Origin of the sequence: Ornithinimicrobium avium (assembly GCF_003351765.1) — a bacterium.
Taxonomy (GTDB): Bacteria; Actinomycetota; Actinomycetes; order Actinomycetales; family Dermatophilaceae; genus Ornithinicoccus; species Ornithinicoccus avius.
Window position 1 is genome coordinate 972,225 of sequence record NZ_CP031229.1, and the last position, 22,935, is coordinate 995,159.

Sequence of the window (22,935 nt, forward strand, 5' to 3'; positions counted from 1 at the left end):
CGTGCTCGTCTAGCAGCCGTCTGGCGATGTGGACGATGCGGTACGCCAGCTTTTCTCGAGATGGGGCCCCCACTTATCGGTTGATGGAAGCTCGCTCTTAAGAATTCTGGGGTCATCGTGTAAGACCCGATAGTCCGCCCACGTGCGCGCGGCGATGCCTGCCCCGTATTCCCCGGCCGAAAGCTCGGCGAACTCGCGCCCCTGGTCCATCAGCCTCCTGGCGGAGGCGAAAGAGACATCGACCGGGGGGACGTAGGCGTCGAAGGCCCACACGAAACCTTCCGCATGGAGCTTCGCGAACGAGCGGTCTGCTCGGGCCAGCGCGCGCTTGCTGGTGAACACCGCGGATGCCCACTCGGGGGGGCGAGGAGCGGGCAGGTGACTTTCGCCGAGGCCCTCGAGCATTTCCTGAAGCGTGTACAGCTCGGCACACGCTCGTGCCTCGGACGACCCGTCTTGACGCTCCTGCGGGAGGCCATCCATGAAGAAGGCCCGCGAGAAGTAGGCCCAAAGCGCGCTCACCAGGCGGAGGCCTTGCCGCGGCGAGTGCCGTGCACAGGTGGACAAGAGCTCCACGGAGCGTTTTGCGAGCTCATCGTCGATCCCACGAAGGTTCAGCTCGTCGCCCGCCGCACGCTCGAGCCCGGAGATGCAGTCTTCGACCATGCCGCAGGCGCGCGGGTCATGTTCAGGCTCGCGGGCCAGTCCCTCTGTGAACGCGAGCGCTGCCCGCCCCACCGCCTCCGCCAATGCTTCGTCCATCTCAGTCCTCCTCAGGCAGGATTCGCGCATGGTGGGCCGCCGCCGGTTGTGCCGTCAGGACTGGGTCCGTCAGCGCGCCGTCAGCCCAGTCCTCGGGTCGAAAGGTCCAGAAGCGCACGTCAGGTCCAACTTCCACAGCCAGGTCAAAAGGATCACCGGGTCTGCCTTCGACCACCGTGCCGGTGACAGGGACTCGCTTTAGCACCTTTGCCGCAGCCTTCCTCCGTCGAACCTCGAAGGCCCGGTCCGCCGTCCCTCGCACGGCTACGACCATCACCGTTTGAGCCGACGCTGCCTGCAGGGCCGCCTCACACGCCGCGGCCAGTTCTGACGCCCATGCTTCGTTACGTCCGCGAGATGGGTGCAGCCTCAGAGCCGCGTCGACGGCTGCCTCCTCCCGTCTGCCATCGCGGGCATGGCGCCACGTTTTCGGGAATCCATGCTCAACCGTCGTGACAAGCAGGTAGTCGTCGACTGAACTAGGATCCTCTAGTGCGACACCATCACGGAGGGGCTCGCACAGTTCGGCAAGCACGCGTTGAGTCAATGCTGTGAGCAGAGGATGGCCCGGCGCGAGGAACTGGCTGGCCCCGGCCTCATCCGCGTCTAACCCGGCCTTGTCCAGGTGAAGGCGTCGATACTGCCGTTCCACGCCCGGCGATTCCGCAAGAACAGCGGGGACGTAGGGCACGGACCACACGCCCACTTCCGTTTCGTACACCTCTGCGCCGTACCGTCGCAGGGCACGCCGGGCGAACTCGGGAACAGTGCTCGCCTGGGGGTCGAATGCCCGTGCCCATGCGAGCTTCCGCTGGATCAGCTCGAGGTCCTCCTGGGTGAACTCGGTCGTGCTGGCTGCGCGCCGCTGCACCTCCTCCGCCAGACCACGGTCCAGCCGGTCCGACAGCACGTCCAGCCCGTCACCGCCCGAGGTGCCCCGCACCGCCTGCGTGAGGATCCGGCTCAGGTCCGCTCCGGACAGCACGTCGCCGAGCACGTCGAAGACCCGGTCCCCCAGGGCGTCCCGCTGCACCTGCAGCTTGTCCAGCAGGGTCTCGAAGACAGCACCCTCACGGGTGTCGGCCGCGACGAGGTTCCACAGGTGGCAGGTGCGCTCCTGCCCGATCCGGTGGATGCGGCCGAACCGCTGCTCGAGCCGGTTGGGGTTCCAGGGGATGTCGTAGTTCACCATCAGGTTGGCCACCTGCAGGTTGACCCCCTCCCCGGCGGCGTCGGTCGCCAGGAGCACCGAGCAGGCCGGATCATGGGTGAAGTCGTGCTGCGCCTGCCGGCGATCGTGCCGGGCCGTCAACCCGCTGATGACCGCCACCCGCTCCCCCGGCCGAAGGATCTCCCCTAACCGCTCCTCCAGGTAGTCCAGCGTGTCGCGATGCTCAGTGAAGACGATGATCTTGCGTCGGAATCCGCGCTCGTCGGTCATGTCCGGGCTGGTGAGCAGGCCCGCGAGGGCGTCCCACTTGCGGTCGACGCCCTCCTGGCGCACGTGCCGCGCCCTGGCCACGAGCCCCTCGAGCACCAGGATCTCCCCTTGCAGCTCGGCCGGGGTCCGGGCCGACGTCGCATCCGACCGTGCGTCGTCGTCGACGTCCTCGTCTTCGTCCCTCTCCCCCACTGCACCACCCCCCAGCGTTGCCGCCAGAAGGCGACCCAGGTCCTCCTCGGCCTCCTGGGCCAGCTCCAGCTGGGTGCGGAGCAGGTCGAGCCGCCGCCCCAACGAGCGCAGGATCGCCTCGGGCGAGGAGGCCAGCCGCCGCTGCAGCACCATCATCGCGAAGCCCACGTGCCGGCGGACCGTGTCGTCCATCACCTTGTTCATCTCGTCGGCGACGTACTCGGTTACCGCGTCGTAGAGCACCCGCTCCGCACCGGCCATGGTGTAGGTGAGAGTCGAAGCCACCCGGGGCGGGAACAGCGGGGTCCCGTCGGCGTGGACGAGCTGTTCCTTCACCAGGCGTCGTACCGGGGCTTGGTCGAGCACCGGCCGGTCGGGGTCCAGCTCCACCTCCAGCAGGCGCATGAAGTGCTGGAAGTCCGAGGACTTGCCGTTGTGCGGCGTCGCGGTGAGCAGCAGCAGGTGCTCGGCCACCGCCGCCAGGTCCTGCCCCAACTGGTAGCGCTTGCTGAAGAACGTCTTAGACCCCCAGTCCCGCGCGCTCATCTTGTGTGCCTCGTCGACGACCACGACGTCGAACCCGGTCGTGAGCACCGCTTCCCGCAGGTCGCCGTTGCGCGCCAGCTGGTCCACCCGGGCCACGACAAGTGGACCCGCCGGGGCCACCGTCGGCCGGGCAGGGTCGCCGCGGTCGAGGTGCTCCATCCCCAGCTCGACGAAGGCGAGGCCGAACTTGGTCCACATCTCCTCGACCCACTGCTCGGTCAGGCTCCCCGGCGCGACGATCAGTACCCGTCCGGCCCGCTGCAGGGCAAGCGTCTCCTTCAGATAGAGCCCGGTCATGATCGTCTTGCCCGCCCCGGGGTCGTCCGCCAGGAGGAAGCGGAGCGGCTCGTGCGGGAGCATCTCCTGGTAGACGGCCTGCACCTGGTGCGGCAGCGGCGCGATGTTGGAGGAGCTGACTGCGAGCAGGCGGCCCTCGTGAGGCGCGGCGGTCAGCATCAGCGCCAGCAGCCCCAGCCGGAAGTCCGACCACGACGCGCCCCAGGTCGCCGCCCGTCGGACCGGCGCGACCGCGGCGGCCTGCTCACGGGTGAGGAAGGCGCTGCCTCGCCCCCCGGACCCGCGCTCGTAGGAGACCAGGGCCGACTCCCCGGCGTGGCGCACCGCCAACACGCGGACGGTCTCGCCGTCGACGATCCCCGCCACGAGCGCCCCTGGCACGAGTCCTTGCTGGTCAGCCACGTCTCATCCTGTACGGTCCCAGTACGACAGGGTGACCCTATCCGGACAGGGAGACACAATGACCGTGCGCCTGCTCGCCATCTCCGGGCTGAACCTCGACCGGGCGTGGCCCGACGAGGCTCCTGAAGTGGGGAAGGCCCTCCGGGACACAAGTGCCGGTCTTCTGCTCGAGCTTGTCCAACGCACCCTCGACCTGCAGGTCGACGCGCTCGCCGTGCTGGGCGGCCTCTGGGATCCGAGCACCGTGCGCAGCTCCACGGTCGACGACGTGCGCGCGGTGCTCAAGGCGGTGCCGGTCCCCGTGGTCGTGCTCCCGGACGCCGCCGAGGCCGAGACGGGCTTCCGTCCGCACACCCTCACCACCTGGCCCGGGGGCGTTCACTGGGTCGGCGGGGACGCGACCGTGGAGGTCGAGGCCGGCACCGGTCGGGTGGTGGCCCAAGGACCCCTGGGGTATTCCGTGCCTTCCCTCGACGACGCCCTCGCCCTGCTCACCACCCGGGCCGGCGGCGGATCGGCCTCTTGCCCTACGGTCCGCCCAGCGGCCGGCCGGTCCGACCAGCCCCACCCCAACGAGCAGCCCGGCCACCCCGCAGGTGTCGTGGAGGTGCCGCCCCTCGTGGCGGGCTCCGGCACCGGCCGGCCCGTCGCCTGCGTCGTCACGCTCGACGCCGGTGCCGACGCCCGCGCGGAACACGTCGAGCTCTCGCCGGCTTTCGGCACCGTCCGCACCCTGGATGTCGGGGAGCACGCCGACGTCGCGTCCCTGACGGCCGCCCTCGACGAGCGGCTCGCCGCCAGCGCTCCGCTCGACCGAGTCGTGGTCGCGGGCCGTGTGGGCCCCCGTGTGCTTGTCCCTCCTGCCTTGAGCTGGGAGCCGTCTCGTACGGACGTCACCGTGGTCTGGCGCGACCTGGAGCACGTCTTCCCCGAAGCACCGACCGAGCGCACAGTCCAGGCCGAGCTCATCCGCCGGCTCGCCGGGCCCGGGGCCGACCTGTCCCGCCGCCACCAGGCGCTGGCGCTGGGCTTGGCGTCTCTTGACTCCGAGGAGGCGACGGCATGAAGTTCGACGGCATCACCGCCGACGCCTTCGGCCCGTTCAAGGGGGCAGAGATCGAGCTGGGCCCGAGACTCACCGTCGTGCACGGGCTCAACGAGAGCGGCAAGTCCTCGTGGGCGGCCGCGCTCTACGCCAGCCTTGCCGGGCGCCGACGGTCCCGGGGCCGCGGCACCAAGGAGGACGCGCAGTTCCGTGCCCGCCACAAGCCGTGGAGCGGGACGCGCTGGCAGGTGACGGCGAAGATCACCACCGACGACGGGGCACACCTGGCCGTGGCCCAGAACCTGCAGCAGGGCAGCACTCGGGTCATCGACCTGGATACCTCCCGGACGCTCACGCCCCGTGAGTTGCAGGACCGGTTCGACATCCCTCCGTCCACCGGCGAAGACATCGACGTCGGCCAGCTCTTCGGCCTGTCCCGCGGCACGCTGCGCGCCACGACGTTCGTACCGCAGGCCGAGGTGCTGCGGGTCCTCGACCAGGCCGACGAGCTGCAGCAGTTCCTCCAGCGCGCCGCGTCAAGCCAGACGGTCGACGTCACCGCCCATCAGGTCATCGAACGCCTCCGGGACGAGCTGTCCACGAGGGTCGGCAGTCCTAGCATCGGTCAGCGACCCCTGCGTGCGGCCACGTCGCAGCTGCAGGTCGCCTCGGAGGAGGCCTACCGGTTGCGGACCGCCCGCGACGAGCTGAGACAGGTGGCTGCCGAGCTGGCCCGGCAGCTCGAGGACGAGGGTCGCGCACGGGCAGAGCTGACTGCGCTGGAGACCCTGGAGGGCTGGGCCGAGCTGGACGCCCTAGAGAACCGGGCGGCCCGCGTCGGAGCGTTCGAGAACGAGCTGGCGGAGGTAGGCACGGTGCCCGACGCGGCGCCCCCGGAGCTGCGCGAGCGGGTGCACGCTGCGCGAACTGCATACCTGACCCTTGGCGAGGTGCCACCGGCGCCCGAGGGGCCGGGCACGGCCGAGCTCGAGCAGCAGCTGGCCAAGCTGCCCCAGGCCCCCACGGGCGACACCACGCCGGACCCCCAGGTGCGGCAGCTGTGGGAGAGCCTGCGGCAGGGAGTGTCCGCCCTTGACTCCCAGACGGACGCGGGGACGGAGGGGGACGAGGTGGAGCTGCCCGACGCCGGCAGCGACGAGCTGCGTCGGTATGCCGACCGCCTGCGAATCCCCCGCCCCACGTGGGATCCCGCCGAGGACGAGCAGGAGGCGCGGCTGCGGGACGAGCACGAGGAGGCCCGGAGCAGGTATGCCGTGGAGCTGGGGACCTGGACCGAAACCTCGGAGGGCTACGAACGGGCGGCGGCGGAGTACCGGCAGGCCCGGGCGGAGTACGAGGAGCAGCTGAGGGACTACCAGGCTCGGTTGGAGACGCACCGGGAGGAGGCGGCCGCCTGGGAGAGTGCGCAGCGGACCCGGGCGGAGCGGCGGGCCCAGGAACGGTCCACCGCCGGCGGGGGCACCTGGCAGCTGGTTGGCGGAGCGCTGATGGCGCTGGTCGGCCTGGTCATGCTCGTGGTCGAGCCCGTGCCGGGTGTCGTGCTGCTCGTGCTGGGCCTGGCCCTGGTCGGCTGGGGCTTCGCGGCGCGTGCGAAGGGGCGTCGGTCCCCCACGTCCGAGCAGCCGGAGCCCGAGACGGAGCGGCCCACGCCGCCCTCCCCGCCCGACCCGCCGAACCCGCCGGAGATGACGCACCCCGGCCCCCGCCCGGGCGAACCGCTGCTCGCGCCGCGGGTGGACGACATCGTGGCCCGGCGCGCACGCTGGACCGAGCAGGTCGCGGCATTCGACGCCGCGCGTGAGGAGCTCCTCGGCGAGCTGCGGACGCGCGGGCTGCCTGTCGACCCCGAGAAGCTACAGGACCTCGCCCGGGCGGTCGACGAGCGCGAAGGGGCACGACGGGCCGCCGAGGAGCGCCGGCGCTCGGCCAATGCGCTCCGGCAGCGCGTCGATCAGACGGCCGGCCGGCTGCTCGCCGCCCTCGGCGAGCGCGGTGAGGAGGTTTCCCGGGTGGCAGGTCCCGAGGCCGCGGACCATGCCTACCGACGCTACGAACAGGAGTGCCAGGAGCGTGCCGCGCTCGCCCGCGAGGCAGGACGCCGGGTGGACCTCGAGAGTGCCCTCGCCTCGAGGCGGTCGGAGGAGGCGGCGCACCAAGCGGCGGTCGCCCGCCGCGAGACCACGCGCTCCGCGCTCCTGGCGGTGGCTGCAGAGCTGGGCCAAGACCACGGTGAAGACCCCGACGGGGCCGCCACCCAGCTGGGCGGCTGGCTGGAGCGGCAGCAGGCCGCCGACCAGGGACGCGCGCGCAGGGACCGGCTGCAGTCCCTCCGGGACCAGCTCCTGGACGGGGGGTCCCTGGACGAACTGACCGCCGGGGCCGACGAGCTGCGCACCCGGCTGGGACGACGGCCAGAGCGCCCCGTCCCGCCCGATCTGGAGCAGGCGCTGGCGGAGGCCGGCCGGCGGGTCGAGGACGCCGCCACCCGACGGGCCACCACCGAGGGCCGACTGCGGACGCTCCGCAGCGAGGAGCAGGATCTGGCGTCCGCCCTCGATCAGGAGGCCAGCCGGCGGCGTGAACTCGCCTCGGTGGAGCAGCTGAAGGCCACCCTCGAGCTGGCGGTCGAGCACCTCGACGCCGCGCAGGGCGAGGCTCACCGCAGCCTGGCCCCGGTGCTGGAGTCCGCCATGCGCCCCCGGATCCCCTCGGTCACCGGTGGGCGCTACCGCGACGCCCGCGTCGACCCCGAGGAGCTGACCGTCGAGCTGCAGGAACGGACGGGGTCATGGCGCAACGCCACCTACCTCTCCCAGGGCACGACCGAGCAGACCTACCTCCTCCTGCGGCTTGCGCTCGTGGAGCACCTGGACACCCGCGAGACCATGCCGCTGGTCCTCGACGACGTCACCGTGCAGTGCGACCGCAACCGGACGGTGGCGCTGCTGGACCTGCTGGCCGACGTCGCACGCGAGCGTCAGGTCATCCTGTTCTCGCAGGAGTCCGGGGTGCTGGAGTGGGCTCAGGAGCGGCTTGACGAGGGGGCCGGGGACCGACTCGTCGCGCTCAATGCTTCAGCATCGTGACACGCCAGCCCACCGTCCCGTCTCTCCGCGGTCTGTGTACGGTGCCCTGAGACACTGAAGGAGGGGCCAGTGACGGCACGCGTGATCTGGACGACCTACGGTCGCCCTGCGCTCGACGCCCTCAGGGATGTGGTCGCCGAGCTCAAGCAGGACGACCCGCTCCACCCCGTCACGCTCATCGTCCCGAGCAACATCTGCGGCATCGCCGCCCGCCGCCACCTCGCTCACGGCGTCCACCCGGGCCGCCCGGCCATCGCCGGCCTGTGGATCACCACGCTCCCCCGCCTCGCCGAGCAGCTCGCCGCCCCGAGGCTCACGAGCGACGGGCGTCGGCCGGCCACGCGCGCCCTCGTCGGCGCGACCGTCCGCGGCGTGCTGCGGGGTGAGCCGGGCATCTTCGGCGAGGTCGCCGACCATCCGTCCACGGCCCGGGCACTCGCCCGCGCCCATCACGACCTGCGCGACGTCGACGAGACCGCCTGCCACGCCGTCGCGGGCACCAGCGGTCTGTGCGCCGACGTGGTCCGCGTCCACCGGGCGACCCGCGAGCGCATCGCCCGCGGCCACTACGACGAGACCGACCTGCTCCATACGGCTTCCGCCACCCTGACCCCCGAGCGCGCGGCTGAGCTGGGCAGCGTCGTCATCTACCTGCCCCAGGAGCTCACGCGCGCCGCGGCAGGGCTGGCGGCCACCCTCGCCCGGCTCACCCGCACCCACGTCGTGGCCGGCCACTGCGGTGACAGCCGGGCGGACGCCGCCGTCGTCGAGGCGGTCAGGTCCGCCGTGCCGGACGCTCCCCCGCCGCCCTCCCGCACCGCGCCGACCGTGCACCGGGTCGCCCACGCCTCGGACTCCGACGACGAGGTCCGGTGCGCCGTCCGCGAGGTGGTCCGTGCCCTGCGCACCACCCCGGCCCACCGGGTCGCGGTCCTGTATGCCGCCCGCGACCCCTACGCGCGTCTGCTCCACGAGCACCTCGCCGCGGCAGGGATCGAGGTCAACGGCCCCGGCGTGCGGCCGGTCGCCGAGCGGGCGGCCGCGCGGCTGGTGCTCGGTCTGCTGCAGACCGCCCGCACCGGCTACCGGCGGACGGACGTGCTGCGGGCGCTCGGCGAGCTGCCGGTCGTCACCTTCGACCAGGCCGGTGCCTCCGCCGCTCCGGTGCCCCTCCCGCTGTGGGAGCCCATCACCCGGGAGGCGGGCGTGGTGGGCGGGGACGACTGGGACGAGCGGCTGACCTTCCACCAGCGATCGCTCGAGCACCGTCTGGCTGACGAGCTCTACGACAGCACCCGCGACCGGCTCACCCGGCACCGCGACGCCACCACCGCCATGCGGCACTTCATGGCCACCCTGCGCGAGCGCCTCGACGCCCTCGACGACGCCGCCACCTGGACCGAGGCCGCGGAAGTGCTGCGCGGCACGCTCGACTCGCTCCTGCCTCCTGCCACCCACCGCCGCCTCCCGCCGGCGGAGCAGCACGCGGTGCTCACCATCCACAGGGCGTTGTCGCAGCTGCACCCGCTCGACGGCACGCCGACCACGCCCTCGCGCACCGCGGTGGAGGAGATCCTCGGCCTCGAGCTGGACGGTGCGCTGCCCCGGGTCGGCACGTTCGGACGCGGCGTCCTCGTCGCCCCCCTGGGTCAGGCGGTCGGGCTCGACCTCGACGTCGTGCACGTGCTGGGGCTGGCGGAGGACCTGTGTCCCGGGACCCTGCACGAGGACTCGCTCCTGCCGGAGCGGGCGCGGGAGGCCACCGGCTGGGCGCTGCCCACCACCCGCCGCCGTGCCGACGCCACCCACCGGGCGCTGCTGGCCGCGATCGAGTCCGCCGCCCGCGTGACCGGCCACTTCCCCCGCGGCGACCTGCGCCGGCACTCGCACCGGCTCCCCTCGCGCTGGCTGCTGCCGTCGCTGCGCGCGCTCAGCGGCGACCCGCACCTGCCGGCCACGGAGTGGGAGCGCGGATCCGCACCCGCCGGCGGCGCGATCCGTGGGTCGCCGTCGTTCGCGGGCAGCCTGCGGACGACGATGCACCCGGCCACCGAGCAGGAGTGGCGCGTCCGCGCCCACGTGGCCGGCACCGCGCCGGCGGACCCGGTCGTCGCGGCGACGCAGGAGCTGCTGCGGTCCCGCCGCGGGGACGGCTTCAGCCGCTTCGACGGCCACCTCGCAGGCGTCGACGGGCTGCCCGACCATGCGGCCGGCGCCACCGCCGTCTCGCCCACCGCGCTCGAGAGCTACGCCACCTGCCCGCACGGTTACTTCCTGCGACGGCTCCTGCACGTCGAACCGGTGGAGGCGCCCGAGGAGATCATCACCATCAACGCCGCCGACCTCGGCTCGATCGTCCACGAGGCGATGGACGGCCTGGTCCGTGAAGCGGGCGAGCGCGACGAGCTGCCGAGCCACGGACGGCCCTGGTCGAGCGCCCAGCGCGCACGCCTCCTCCGGCTCGGCGACGAGGTCGGCGCCCGCTACGAGTCGGAAGGACGCACCGGTCACCCCCGGCTGTGGGCCAGGCGCAGGCAGTGGGTCCGGACCGTCCTGGACCGCATGCTCACCGACGACGACGCCTGGCGCGCCGAGCACGACGCCGCGGTGGTCGCCAGCGAGCTCGCGTTCGGGGTCCACGGGACGCCGCCGGTGACGGTGTCCCTGCCGGACGGCCGCGAGGTGCTGCTGCGCGGGTCCGCCGACATGGTCGACCGTCGCCGCGACGGCACGCTGCTGGTCGCCGATATCAAGACCGGGAGGAAGCGCTCGTTCAGGGGCATCAGCGAGGAGGACCCGGTGCTCGGGGGCAGCAAGCTCCAGCTTCCGGCCTACGCCCTCGCCGCGAGGGCCGGCCACGGTCAGGACCACACCGCCGTCGAGGCGCTCTACTGGTTCGTCGGCAGGGATACCGGCCGGGTGCAGCTGCCGCTCACCGACTCGGTCATGGAGCGGTATGCCGAGACCCTCGCCCTGCTCGTCGACGGCATCGCAGCGGGGAGGTTCCCCCAGCGGGCCCCGAAGACGGCTGACTACGGCTACACGCAGTGCTCCTCCTGCAACCCCGACGGTCTGGGTCATGCGGAGGTCCGCGAGCGGTGGGAGCTCCTGCGCTCGGTGCCCGAGCTGCGGGACTACACCGCGCTGGTCGAGCCGGACGCCCTGGACCCAGCATCGGCGGAGGAGGACGAGGTATGACGGGGCTCACCGACCACGAGGCGCGCGAGCGGATCCGCGAGCGCACCGACGAGACCCTCTTCGTCGAGGCCGGGGCGGGGTCGGGCAAGACCCGCTCCCTCGTCGAGCGGGTGGCCACGCTCGTGCTGCGCGACGGCATACCGATCGAGGCAGTGGCTGCGGTCACGTTCACCGAGCGGGCCGCGGCGGAGCTGCGCGACCGGCTGCGGGCCTCGTTCGAGCAGGCGGTCCGGGAGGGTGACGCCCGGGAGCGGGGGCGTGCCGAGGAGGCGCTGGACGGCCTCGACCTGGCCGCGATCGGCACGTTGCACTCCTTCGCCCGACGGATCCTGACCGAGCACCCGATCGAGGCCGGGATCCCGCCCCTGGTCGAGGTGCTCGACGAGGTCGGCTCGTCGGTGGCCTTCGAGGCACGGTGGGCAGAGATCCGCGGGCAGCTCCTCGACGACGAGGCTCTCGCCGGGACCCTCGAGCTCGCGCTGGCGACGGGTGTGACGGTCGGGCAGGTGCGCGCGATCGTGGCCAAGCTCAACGCCGACTGGGACCTGGTGCGCTCGCACGTGGTCGGGTCGGGAGCGCCTGAGCCACCGGCCCTGCCCGACGTCGAGCACCTCGTGGACCGGGCGCTGGAGCTGGCTGCGGAGGCGGACACCTGCCTGGACCCGGCCGACAAGCTCCTGCCCGACCTCGCGGCGCTGGCCGAGTGGGCCGACCGTCACCCACGGGTCGCGACCGATCCCGCCGAGGTCGTCGCCTCGCTGGTCGCCGTGGGGGACCTCAGGTTCCGCTACGGCGCCAACAAGGGTTGGGCCGGACGGCACAACCAGCTCAAGACCGACTGCAAGGCGTGGCAGCTTGAGGTCGGGCGGGTGCTCGCCGAGCTCGTGGACCGGTGCCTGCGCGTCGTCGTGCACTGGTGCGGCCGGCGGGTGCTCGGGGCCGCGCACGACCGTCGCCGCGAGGGGCGGCTGGAGTTCCACGACCTGCTCGTCCTCGCCCGAAACGTGCTCCTCAACCATGCCGAGGTGCGGGAGGCTCTGCAGCGCCGCTACCGCCGGCTGCTGCTGGACGAGTTCCAGGACACCGACCCGATCCAGATCGAGATCGCGGTCCGCATCGCCGGCGGCGCCGCGGCCGGGCAGCCCGACTGGCGGGACGTGGAGGTGCCGCCCGGATCGCTCTTCGTCGTCGGCGACCCCAAGCAGTCGATCTACCGCTTCCGCCGTGCGGACATCGGGATGTACCTGCGGGCGCGGGAGACGCTCGGCGGCCAGGTGTCGCTGACGACCAACTTCCGCAGCGGCGCACCGGTGCTGGACTGGGTCAACACGGTGTTCGCCGAGCTGATCACCGAGCACGCCGACCAGCAGCCGGCCTACGAACCGCTGGCGGCCCACCGCGAGGGCCCGAGCGTGGGACCGGCCGTCACCGTGCTGGGCGCGGAGGAGCACACCGACAAGCCGTCCGCCGACGAGGTGCGCCGCCGGGAGGCGGCCGACGTCGCGGCCGCGATCCGCCAGGCCCTCGACGAGGGGTGGACCACCGAGGCGGAGACGGACGAGCGGGACGAGCACGGCCGGCGCCGTCGCACCTGGCGTCGGTTACGCGAGGACGACATCGCGATCCTCGTGCCCGCCCGGACGTCGGTGCCCTTCCTGGAGGAGGCGCTGGACGTGGCGGGTGTCGACTACCGCACCGAGTCGAGCTCGATCGTCTACCAGGCCCAGGAGGTGCGCGACCTCTTCGCGGCCCTGCGGAGCATCGCCGACACCTCCGACGGCTTCTCCCTCGTCACGGCGCTGCGCTCCAGCCTGTTCGGCTGCGGCGACGACGACCTGTTCACCTTCAAGCGGGGCGGTGGCACGTTCCACCTGCTGGCGCCGGTGCCCGAGCACCTGAGCGAGCACCCCGTGGGGCGGGCGACGGCATCCCTGCGGGGCCTTCACGACGAGGCGCGCTGGCTGACCCCAAGCGAGGTGCTCACCCGGCTCGTGGTCGACCGCCGCATGCAGGAGGTGGCGGCGGACGGACCTCGCGCGCGGGACACCTGGCGGCGGCTGCGGTATGTCGTGGACCAGGCCCGGGCGTGGTCGGAGACCGAGCACGGCGGCCTGCGCGCCTACCTGGCGTGGGCGCAGGCGCAGGCGTCCGAGACCTCCCGCGCCGGCGAGGCGGTGCTGCCCGAGTCAGACGTCGACTCGGTGCGGATCATGACCGTGCACGCGGCCAAGGGCCTGCAGTTCCCCATGGTCGTGGTCTCGGGCCTGTCCTCCAAGCCCAACCACCGCCGGGGCGTCCAGCTGCTGTGGACCGACGACGGCTTCGCGATCTCGCTCGGCAAGGACCTGACCACCGGTGACTTCGCCGACGCCCAGCCGGTGGACGAGCAGATGAGCGACCTGGAGAAGCGGCGCCTGCTCTACGTCGCAACGACCCGGGCGAAGGACCACCTGGTGGTGTCGATGCACCGTTCGGCGAACGGTGGAAGCGGGACTCTGGCCCACCTCCTGGCGGACGCCGGCGCAGCCACCGCCAAAGGGACCGTCGCTCTGGACCCGAATACGACTATCAGCTCAGTCACCCCGGCAGGCCCGGCTGTTCGGGTATCGCCACCGTCGGCGTGGGAGGACTGGAGAGCGGGCCTGGACGAGGCGGTCACCGTCTCACGCAGACGCAGCGCGGTGAGCGCCTCCGGCATGGAGGGGACGGACCCAGAGATCGAGCTCAGCGGAGCCGTCGTCGGTGCCGGACCGGCGGACGACGTCGAAATCACTGCGGACACGCCGCACCATGAGGCGGACCAGCTGGCCCGGTCAAAGGCCAAGGGTGCAAGAGACGTGGAGTGGCCGGCGTGGGTCAAGGGCCGCTACGGCTCAGCGATCGGCCGCGCGGTGCACGGCGTCATGCAGAGCGTCGACCTGGCCACGGGCGCTGGTCTGGAGGATGCGGTGGCGGCGCAGTGCTGGGCCGAGGGTGTCACCGACCACGCCGGGGCGGTTAGGGACCTGGCTCGTTCGTTCCTGCAATCCGACATCGTCCAGCGGGCAGCGACGCGTGAGCACTGGCGGGAGTCCTACGTCGCCACGGTGCAGGAGGACGGCACGGTGCTGGAAGGGTTCGTCGACCTTCTCTACCGAGAAGACGACGGACGGCTCGTGGTGGTCGACTTCAAGACAGACGACGTTTCGGAGGAGGCATGGGCGACGCGCGCAGCGTTCTACGCGCCGCAGCTACGGACGTATGCGGCGATCGTGGGAGAGGCGGTAGGTCACCCATGCGTGGACGCTGTGCTGAGCACCCGGGCCGGGACACACACGATCGTGACCCGATCGCGCGCCTTGCGCTGAACCCGCCCCTCCATAGCCGGTCGCGCCACGAGGTCGTTGGCCTTTGGCCAGCGTACGGTCGATCGTTGTGCACACATGGCTCGCAAACCAGCGTTAGCCACCGGTCGCGTACTTCGCCACGTAGTTGCTCGTGTCCAGAGTCAGCAAACCGACCTCGTGGAGGTGAACAGGGTCGACGAGTAGGTCCATGCCTGCAGGTACACCGCCGCCCTTCCTCCGGCGCACAGCCAGAACCGCGTAGCGCTCCCCTGCCCCCTGCTCACGCAGCGCTTGGGCGATGCGCCACTCGTTGCTGGAGAGCTGAAACCTGTCCCCCGACGTGCTCTTGACCTCGAGCGCCGTCGCGCAGGGCGCCTGGTCCGGGGCTGGAGCCACCCAGCCCACCATGTCGAACCCGAACCCGTCGCTGACCCGTGAGACGTGCAGCAATCCTTCGAGGGCTTCGATCAGATCGTCATCCTCCTCGTCCTCACGAGGTGCTGATGCTGCGGCGGCGTGAGCCAGCAGGTCCTCCGTGGCGGCGGCGTCGAAGCGCTCCAGCAGCCCGCGTACGTCCTCCACCGCCAGAGCCCGGGCCTCGTCATCCAGGGCGAGCAGTGCCGCGACGGTGTCGGCCAGCGCCCACTGCTCGCCTTCGTCGCCGTGTTCCCGCTTGCGCCGATCAGCCTCCGCAGTCACCTTGATCTTCGACACCCGGATGCCCGGCGCTCTCTGATCGGGCGCCTCGGGCCCCTTTCGTCCGGCAGATGCTCGGACCTGATGCGCGGGTACGACGAGGTGCGCCGGGACAGCGGCGCGCACCTCAGCTCTCTTCAGCTCGTCGGCACGTGAACGCAGTCTCGCCGCCTTCGCGTTCCGCGGCCGACGCAGGGCGCGGTCATACCTTGCGAGCCTTGCCTCGTCGATGCCTGCCTCGGCCGCCCAGCGGTGCAGCTCGTCTTCGTCCGGCCCCGCTCCCAGGAGGTCGTCGTCCAGTCTTGCGACGATCCGCTCGGCCAGCCCGGTGTCCGCGAGCAACTGCTCGACCGCCTCGACCAGCTGGCTGGGTCGGTCCAGATCCACCTTCAGCTGCTCTGCGACCTCGTCGTCGAGCGCACGGATCCCCGCCCGGGTCTCGGTGGGGGTCATCCTGGTCAGCACCGCCAGCTTGCGGATCGCCCGATTCCATAGCACCGCGCGTGACCGCAGGACGTACCGCTGTTCGTCGACGTCATACAGCCTCCGGACGTCGGCATCCAGGTCGTCCACCGACGCATACCCACCCAGCTCTGCCAAGGTGTCGGGCGGGTCGTCCGCAAGCTGGCCTGCCACCGTGGCCGGCGGGCCCGGGGCAAGAAGACTCCCGATCTCGGCGAGCACCTCGCCGAGGGGAGGGTCGACCGCGAACCCAAGGGACGCGGGCGGACTCACCTGCCTGACCTTCTCTATGGCCTGCCCAGGCGACAGCTGGCCTGCCCGGACCAGCACCGCCACCAGACGACGTCCATGGGCCCGCGTCCACTTCTGCAGCCTGCGGCGTGCGTCGGTGATGTGTAGACCTTCTTCATGGCCCAACTTGCGCAGCTGGGCGTCCAACTCGCGCAGATCGACGCCATAGTCGTCCAGCAACCGGAGGGGAGAGCCCCTGCTGGTGTCGCGTCGGACGTCGCCACCGCCTCCGGAACTCAAGAGCTGCGTCACCAGCTGGCGCGGCAGGCCGGCGCGCAGGAGCGCGTCGCGGACTTGATCACCCTCCACGCCTGCCTCCCCAGCCTCCGACGTCAGCACGCGAAGCAGGGCGGTGAACCAGCGTCGGCGGTTGGCCTGCTCGGTCTCGCTCACCAGCCCCAGTTGTGCCCTCACTGCATCGACGTCCTCCTGCGAGATTCCCAGCTCGAGCAGGAACACCTCCCGTTCGGCATCTGTGTCGTACTGCAGGAAGAGGGCGAAGGTGTGCGCGTAGGCCGGCGCCTCCAGGAGCGTGGCCAGATGGAGCCACAGATGCCGGCGGACCCGCTCGCGCCACGCGTCGTCGGTGAAGTCGTGGTAGAGGACCGGCCGCGCAGTCGTCCCTCCCTCAAGGAAGAGGTCGCCGGACGTGTCGTCCCCGAGCAGCACGGTCTCCACACCGTCCACGGTCGCCTCCACCACCAGTCGCGGTACCTGGCGGACCTGCAGGTGCATGAGCCGCTGGGCACGCTGCCGGAAGTTCTCGCTGTCGAGGGTGAGCGGCTGGGCCCCAAGACTGTGGTGGACCAGGATCCCCAGCAGCTCCGGGGCCCGCGCATGAAGCCCCTCGACTAGGTCTCCGGTCACGTCCCGGCCATCGTCGTCACCGCGTCGCCGAAGGTCTACCTCGAAGCGGGCGATGCCCAACTTCTCGGCGGCACGCTGACGGTCGCGGCGGATGACGGCCAGCGGTATGCGGTCGGCGAAGTGACGGACGTAAGCCGAGAACCGGCCGTCGTCGTGCCGGGTGTCGTCCACGGGCGCGTACGTCAGCGCGCTCCCCAGGGTGCTCAGGACTCCGACGTCCTCCAGCACTGCTCTCCCCGCGCCCTCGGGCGCGCTGGCGAGGCGGTCGTACATGGCTGTATGCAGGCTGACGAACGCCTGCCGGTCCGTGGTCCGGCCCAGGTCGATCTCGTCGGCCTCGAACCTGTCCCGCACGTGCCTCAGCAGCCAGCTCACCGCCTGGAGGTCGGCGTCGTCGGCGGTGTTGACCCGTCCCAGATTTCGGACGGTCTCACTCACTCCGGTGTTGGGTCCGCACACTGGGACGAACCGCCATGGGCTCGTCATCAACCCGACCTCGCTCGGCACCCGCTCCAGCCACCAGGCCCGACCGGGTTCGACCGGCGTGGGCAGGCTCTCCCCAGCCACATGGACGGGGATCCATGGCTCCGACCTCAACTGAAGCGCCACCCAGCTCGGGTAGCCGTCACTGACGTTGCTGTGCCGTGCCACCGTGTGCCCGGTCCCGGAGTCGTTGCAGGCGGGGCAGAAGAAGCTGGACTGCAAGCAGCGTGCATACAGGTCTCGCCCGGCGTCGATGAGCTCGGTGACGGCACTCGCGTCGCGTCGGGCGGCTTCCGCCAGCGACCACTGGAATCGGAAGTCCTCCCCCAGATAGACGTTGTGGTGCTGCTCCCCGCTCCAGCCGCCCAGACCGAAGGTCCACCCGTCTGGCGTCGTGCACTCCTGTTGCTGGCGATCCGCGACGGGCCCACTCCAGACGAACTTCTCTCTCCCGTCGCGCCGGTCTCGGCTCTCGAAGGCCTCCACGGGCAGGACCTCCCAGACGCCCAGTCGTAGCAGGAAGGCGTGCCGCTCCCGGTCCCAGTCCGCCTCGTCCGGATCATATTCGTCGTCCTGCTCAGGCTCCTCGTCCGGGGTCGCGGTGCCGGCCAGAGTCAGGTCGATCTCCGCCAGCATGGGCAGGACCACGTCGGGGTGAGCCAGGAGGTGCTTCCCAGGGGCAGGACAGACCCGCTCGAGGGCACGGTATGCCGCACCCCGCCGCCTGTCGGTGTCGTCCACGTCTTCGTCGAGGGACTCCAGCCACGTCGACCAGTCTTCCCCGAAGCACAGGGATCCTGCCGGTCGCCAGGCGCCGTCGCGGTTGGGCAGCATGACGTCGGCGAGGTATCTCTCCCGCTGCTGCTCCTGTCTGCGCGTGTCACTCTCCCTGGCCCGCCCCGGCCGACACCAGAACCACTCCTGCGGGCTGAACGCGGCCGCACGCTCGACGAGCCTCCTGGTGCCGTACTGGTTCGTCCGCTCACGGGCGAGGAACTGCCACACGAAGGTGAGGACGTGCTCGGCGCGCTCGTCGGAGACCTCCAGCCCGCCCAGTCGATCCAGGACGTTGTCGACAGTAAACGGGCGGATGCCCAGCGGCCGGGCGCGGTTGATCTCATCCGATGACAGCAGTCCGTCGGCGAGGAATGACACCTGCAGCTCAACGGGAGGCACCAGTGCCCTTTCGCCGCGAGACCTAATGCGGGCCATCACGAGCTGGCTCCGACGACCTGTCAGACCGACAGTGGGATCGGGTACGGGCAGCAGCACCCGTCCACCGGACGCCGACACCACGGGGACGAGGCGGCTCGAAGGGCTCCCGCGCAGCTGACCCAGGAACCTCTCGGTCTGTGTGGGGAACTCGCCCGTCAACCAATTCACCAGGCGGAGGAACCCCCGGAACCCCTCGTCCGCCGATTCCTCACCCCATACCTCCAGGTCCCCCGGCCGGGACAGCTCGGCCAGCAGATTCCACATGCCGGGAGCCTCCATCTGACGAGCAGCGACAAGGTCGATGGCGTGCTCGTTGAGACCCTGGTGCATGAGGGAGAGCCCGGTCCGGGCATGGACATAGTCCGCAGGGAACGTCGACGCGACCAGCCTGGTGAACCGGGGATGACCGGCGAGCACGTCCCGTGGCATCGCGTGGCTTGGCGCCGACTCAGCCTGCTCCACCGGAACCCAGCTCTCGTCGTCGAGCAGGCTGAGGACCCTGTCCCTGAACCCGCTCGCGAGCTCGTCCTCGGGCGTCGGGCACTCGGCCACCAGGTTCACCACGCTGGTCGATTCGATCGTCCCATCCCCGCTCAAGTCCAGCACCACGTCCCGCACGAGTACGGCGAGCTCGTCGAGGATCCGTCTGTTGCTGCCCTCAGCGGCTCCGTGGAAGCCTGTGCGCGACGCGTCCACCTGGAAGTAGCCGTGCAGCAAGAACGGCATACCGGAGGGGATCCTCGTCGGGAAGAACAGGTGGAAGGGCGCGGACGTCGAGCCATCGACCGCCGGGACGACCTCCAGGCGGTCGCCACCCGGGGCGAGCCGCACGCCCACTGCGATCTCACCCGCGAGATCTCCGTGCCCGCTGATCGTGCGACGGTAGAGACGCCAGACCGTCTGCCCCCGACCGGTGCGCTCGATGCGGACGTCGGATGCTTCTGCGTCCGCGGGCGGCCTTGACCTGCTGCTCCATGACGGGGCTATGCAGACGACGTCCCCACCGTCGGCCTGGTCGTGGAACGTCACCTCGGAGAAGGTGCCGAGCAGGAGCAGGATCTCGTCGCTGACGTTAGCGAGGGCGGTGCGGACCGCGGTGAGCCAGTCCTCCTTGGTCCTCCCGCGCCGGGCGGCCAGCTGCTCGTCGAACGGGAGCCGCACCACCGTGTCGAAGCCCTCCGCCGCCAGCTCCTCGACCAGGTGCGGGACGTCGTCGACCCAGAAGGGATAGCGCAGGGCCGGAATGGCCGAGTGCGGGTCGCCGCGGTCCAGCGCGGCTGTGCGCTCGAGGTATGCGTCCCAGTCAGGACTGACCTTCTTGATCTGCTCGAGGGCGCGGCCCGGGTCAAAGCGCACCGCCAGCAGCTTCTTCGGGTCCTGCAGGCCAGAGTAGATCTCGGGGCGGGCGGTGATCTCCAGCACCGATTTGAAGCCGATCCCCTTGTGCCCGATCGCCTCGCCCTCGGCCTTGGTCGACGCACCGATGTGCCCGAGGGACCCGATGACGACGTCGGTCTGCAGGTCGATGCCCTGGTTGGCCACGACGAGCGCAGGCTCCTCGGTCAGGATGACCGCCGCCCGTGACCGGCTGCCGTCGATCGAGCGGGGGTCCCCCCGCCAGGCGTCCGAGGCGTTCTGGAGCAGCTCGATGAGGAAGCGCCCGTGGTACTCGCCTCCAAGAAGCCGCTCCGCCCGGGCAAAGGACGAGGTGATCCGGACCGACTCCAGGCCCGTGTGCTCGGCGCGGGCAGCGGTCTCGGCATCGATGAGCGTGCGGGCGCTCGGACGCTCGGTGTCTGGGTCAGACACTCTGCCTCCCGGTCAGCTCAGCTCAGCGAGTGGGGCGATCTTCTGCTCCCGACCATACTCACCCGCGGCACCGAGGAGCGCCGTGAGGTCGAGATCCTTATTCTCGCCACCCATCTCGATCTAGTAGAGCCCCCGGACCTCGGGCGGGGCCAGGGCAATCTTCTAGACCCCGCTCGTGGCTAGGGAGGCGACGCGAGTGGTTCGCTCCCTGCTCGACACCGGTATGGCAGCAGCCGCCACAGAGTCGCCGCATACCTCTTCGCCTGCACAAGGATGCAATCCGTCCGCAGAGGGTCCTGACCGGTGACCCCGTCCGCACCGGCGTCACCCGAAGCACTCGTCGCGTGCGACGTGACACCCCGGAATCGCAGGCCGGGAGTGCACGTAGACACAAGATGTGAATGTCACCCCTCTTGACGGCCGCGGGCGGCCCTCTCACGTGCACGCCCCTTGAGCAAGGCGAAGCCCCCGGTGGTGGGGCGCTGCTCGGTCGGCGTGTTCGCCCATGGCAACATCGCACTATGACGAGTGATGTGGCCCCGGTCGTCGACGACGAGCCGACCCCCTTCGAAGCGGCGATCAGTGAGCGGGCGGAAGAGATCCTTGCGCTGGGCAAGACGGGCTACAACTGGACAGCCGTCGACGACCTGCTGAAGAAGGAACTCGCCCTCGACGTTGGCAGAGACTTGGTCACTCGTTGCAAAACAGCCAACAACTCCGGGCGCGCGGCCAATGTCCTGACCGAGAGCATGGATAAAGACATCGACCTGTACTTGGTGTTCATCTCCGCGCCTTACACGGTCGCCCGGTTCGTTAAGGCCGCGCGAAAGCGGATCAGCCGCTTCCCCAAGGTGCGCACGGTCGCGGTGGCCGAACGGGTGGCGCAGGTCTGGCGAGTCACAACGGTGATCCATCGTGCCGACGACCCACTCGTCGATCAGATCCTGCCTCACTTCCCCTTGCTCCGCCCCGAGGCGATCCAAACAGTAACTGACCTCCCAGCCGACGCCACCGCTATGGAGCCCGTGGATGGGGGCCAGGTTGACGAGGAGGAACTGACCGGACGGGCCAGCGCGACGCCGACTGATCTTGCCGACCTCCAGAACCTACCTGAGGGGCTGGTAGCTTTCGCCGCCGGGAATGGCGTCACGATTGACGTGGCCACGGCCGCCGACGTACTGGCGTGCGCCCTGTCAAGCCAGTTCGTACTCTTCGCGGGCCCGAGCGGTACCGGTAAGAGCACCATCGCGCGCCTCCTGGCCTCCTACCTGGGCCGCGACGAGGCGACTGCGGTCCTGGAGGCGAGGTCCGGTTGGTCGGGACCCGAGGACGCCTTTGGCTATTACTCCAGCCTGACGGGGCGGTTTGCCCAGACGCCCAACACCCCCAAGCTCGTGGCGCTCCACGAGACCGCAGTGGCGGGACTAGCTGGCGAAGCCAACCTCGCGCACGTGGCCGCGCCCGTTCTCATCGTCGAGGAAGCCAACCTGTCACCGATCGAGGGCTACCTAGCCCCGGTAACTCACGGGCTAAGCTCCGTCAGCGTCCCGCTGGTTTTCTGGGAACTGCACGCCCAGCGGGCCGGGGCCGCCGACTCCGACGAGCTCCTCGACGTGCCACCAGTTACGGCACTCGGGCCGTGGCCCCGCTTCTTCGCGACTATAAACGTGGACGCGAACAGCATCGCGCCGGCGCGAAAGGTGACCGCTCGAGCTTCGGTCGTCCTCCTTGAACCCGACCTCACCTGGGACCCAATCGCGGAGGCCAACCGGATCGCCGGTGCCGACGCGACGGCGGCGGACGGCGCCGCCGCAGAGGGATCCCGGGTCTTGTCGGCCGGCCCGAGGTTCCTCGGCGACCCCGCTGCGGCACGGCGCGCCCTGGATGTCACCGGGCTAACCCAAATGCTTGGTCACTTCGGCGACCTCCTACAGGTGCTTGGAGCCGACCAACCGTACGTACCGAGCCGGCGCGATGTAGAGCGAGCAGCGAATTTCATGGCCTACTTCGTCACCCTGACCGGTGGGCTGGACGACGAGGTCGCGCGGGTCGCCGCCGAGAACGCGGTCGTTCACGTGGTGCTGCCGCAGCTGCCGCCCCACCTGTTCGCCGGGGCGATTGTCCGGCTGGCCGACGACGGGTCGCTCACCAGCCCGACCGCCGCCGGCGGAGTTGGCGGGGGACTCCGCCGGAGAATCTCAGCGCTGCAGGCTGCGACGGCGGGATCCCTCTTCGGTGATTCAATGGACTTCTGGTCCGCTCTCACATGAACTTCCGGGTCCGCTTTCAGGACAGGTGGCGCGCTCAGTGGGTCGACCTCCCAGGCGAGCCACTGATTATACCGCCGGAGCTCCGCGTAATCTCAAGGTTGCCGCGGGAGGTGGTTGTTGGGCCATCGGAAGCGTCGGACGATAAAGTAGCGGACGTACTCGCGGGCTCGGTCCCACTGGTACACCTCGACAAGGGGGCAGTCAGGATTGCCTGGTTGAATGTTCCTCCCCCAGCTCCGCTAACCTTGACGAGTCTCAGGGACATGTGGGATCAGGTTGCCAGAGCTGGGTTGCCGCTCCCCTCTTCCGTACCTGGCCGCGGCCGACTTCCGTCGGGCGCGCTTAACGCCCATGACCAACTGCTCCTCGACCACCTCGATTTGGCACACCGAAAGGCCCGCCAGCTACTCGGCTCTTGGCCCACGGAACGCACGACAAACCTTCGGTGGCAGCACCTGGAGCTTCCAGGCGGCCGTGAGGACCCACGCCACACGGCCCTCCACGCCGCCAGGCACCAGGGCATCGA

The 22,935-nt window shown here is 70.8% G+C and carries 10 protein-coding genes; 6 read left to right on the plus strand and 4 right to left on the minus strand.

The features are described 5' to 3' along the window. Positions 1-9: 9 nt before the first annotated feature. On the minus strand, positions 10-762 hold the full coding sequence (locus DV701_RS04570) for a hypothetical protein (protein ID WP_114927265.1): 753 nt from the start codon (positions 760-762) through the stop codon (positions 10-12). Position 763: 1 nt separating this feature from the next. Continuing rightward, positions 764-3,397, minus strand: coding sequence for a DEAD/DEAH box helicase (locus tag DV701_RS04575; RefSeq protein WP_162802800.1), 2,634 nt, complete (start codon positions 3,395-3,397; stop codon positions 764-766). Between the two features lie 301 nt (positions 3,398-3,698). Between DV701_RS04575 and DV701_RS04580 the strand changes: the two genes are divergently transcribed. From DV701_RS04580 to DV701_RS04595, 4 genes are all read left to right on the plus strand, one after another. After that, positions 3,699-4,706, plus strand: coding sequence for a hypothetical protein (locus tag DV701_RS04580; protein WP_114927267.1), 1,008 nt, complete (start codon positions 3,699-3,701; stop codon positions 4,704-4,706). Beyond that, positions 4,703-7,792: an AAA family ATPase gene (locus DV701_RS04585; protein ID WP_114927268.1), complete on the plus strand. Its 3,090-nt coding sequence runs from the start codon at positions 4,703-4,705 to the stop codon at positions 7,790-7,792. Before DV701_RS04580 ends, DV701_RS04585 begins: the two co-directional genes overlap by 4 nt. Positions 7,793-7,861: 69 nt before the next feature. After that, complete coding sequence (locus tag DV701_RS04590; RefSeq protein ID WP_114927269.1) at positions 7,862-10,990, plus strand: PD-(D/E)XK nuclease family protein; 3,129 nt, start codon at positions 7,862-7,864, stop codon at positions 10,988-10,990. Beyond that, positions 10,987-14,337 (plus strand): UvrD-helicase domain-containing protein, encoded by a 3,351-nt coding sequence (locus DV701_RS04595; protein ID WP_114927270.1) that lies wholly within the window; start codon positions 10,987-10,989, stop codon positions 14,335-14,337. Before DV701_RS04590 ends, DV701_RS04595 begins: the two co-directional genes overlap by 4 nt. A gap of 93 nt (positions 14,338-14,430) precedes the next feature. Here DV701_RS04595 and DV701_RS04600 read toward each other — a convergent pair whose 3' ends face one another. Continuing rightward, positions 14,431-20,097, minus strand: coding sequence for a sacsin N-terminal ATP-binding-like domain-containing protein (locus DV701_RS04600; RefSeq protein ID WP_407669361.1), 5,667 nt, complete (start codon positions 20,095-20,097; stop codon positions 14,431-14,433). Here DV701_RS04600 and DV701_RS18125 point away from each other — a divergent pair. Next, positions 19,993-20,322 (plus strand): hypothetical protein, encoded by a 330-nt coding sequence (locus tag DV701_RS18125; protein WP_162802802.1) that lies wholly within the window; start codon positions 19,993-19,995, stop codon positions 20,320-20,322. The genes DV701_RS04600 and DV701_RS18125 overlap by 105 nt on opposite strands. On the opposite strand, the gene DV701_RS04605 is transcribed toward DV701_RS18125, so the two are convergent. After that, positions 20,319-20,531 carry a restriction endonuclease gene (locus DV701_RS04605; RefSeq protein ID WP_114927272.1) on the minus strand — a complete coding sequence of 71 codons (213 nt, stop codon included), beginning with the start codon at positions 20,529-20,531 and terminating at the stop codon, positions 20,319-20,321. The genes DV701_RS18125 and DV701_RS04605 overlap by 4 nt on opposite strands. A 129-nt stretch (positions 20,532-20,660) precedes the next feature. Here DV701_RS04605 and DV701_RS04610 point away from each other — a divergent pair, with 129 nt between their 5' ends. Further along, positions 20,661-22,409 (plus strand): ATP-binding protein, encoded by a 1,749-nt coding sequence (locus tag DV701_RS04610; RefSeq protein WP_162802803.1) that lies wholly within the window; start codon positions 20,661-20,663, stop codon positions 22,407-22,409. Positions 22,410-22,935: the final 526 nt, after the last annotated feature.

Coding starts and splice junctions, on each gene's coding strand:
- DV701_RS04570 (WP_114927265.1), bottom strand. CDS start 762: ATGGACGAAGCATTGGCGGAGGCGGTGGGGCGGGCAGCGCTCGCGTTC.
- DV701_RS04575 (WP_162802800.1), bottom strand. CDS start 3,397: ATGCTGACCGCCGCGCCTCACGAGGGCCGCCTGCTCGCAGTCAGCTCC.
- DV701_RS04580 (WP_114927267.1), top strand. CDS start 3,699: ATGACCGTGCGCCTGCTCGCCATCTCCGGGCTGAACCTCGACCGGGCG.
- DV701_RS04585 (WP_114927268.1), top strand. CDS start 4,703: ATGAAGTTCGACGGCATCACCGCCGACGCCTTCGGCCCGTTCAAGGGG.
- DV701_RS04595 (WP_114927270.1), top strand. CDS start 10,987: ATGACGGGGCTCACCGACCACGAGGCGCGCGAGCGGATCCGCGAGCGC.
- DV701_RS04610 (WP_162802803.1), top strand. CDS start 20,661: ATGACGAGTGATGTGGCCCCGGTCGTCGACGACGAGCCGACCCCCTTC.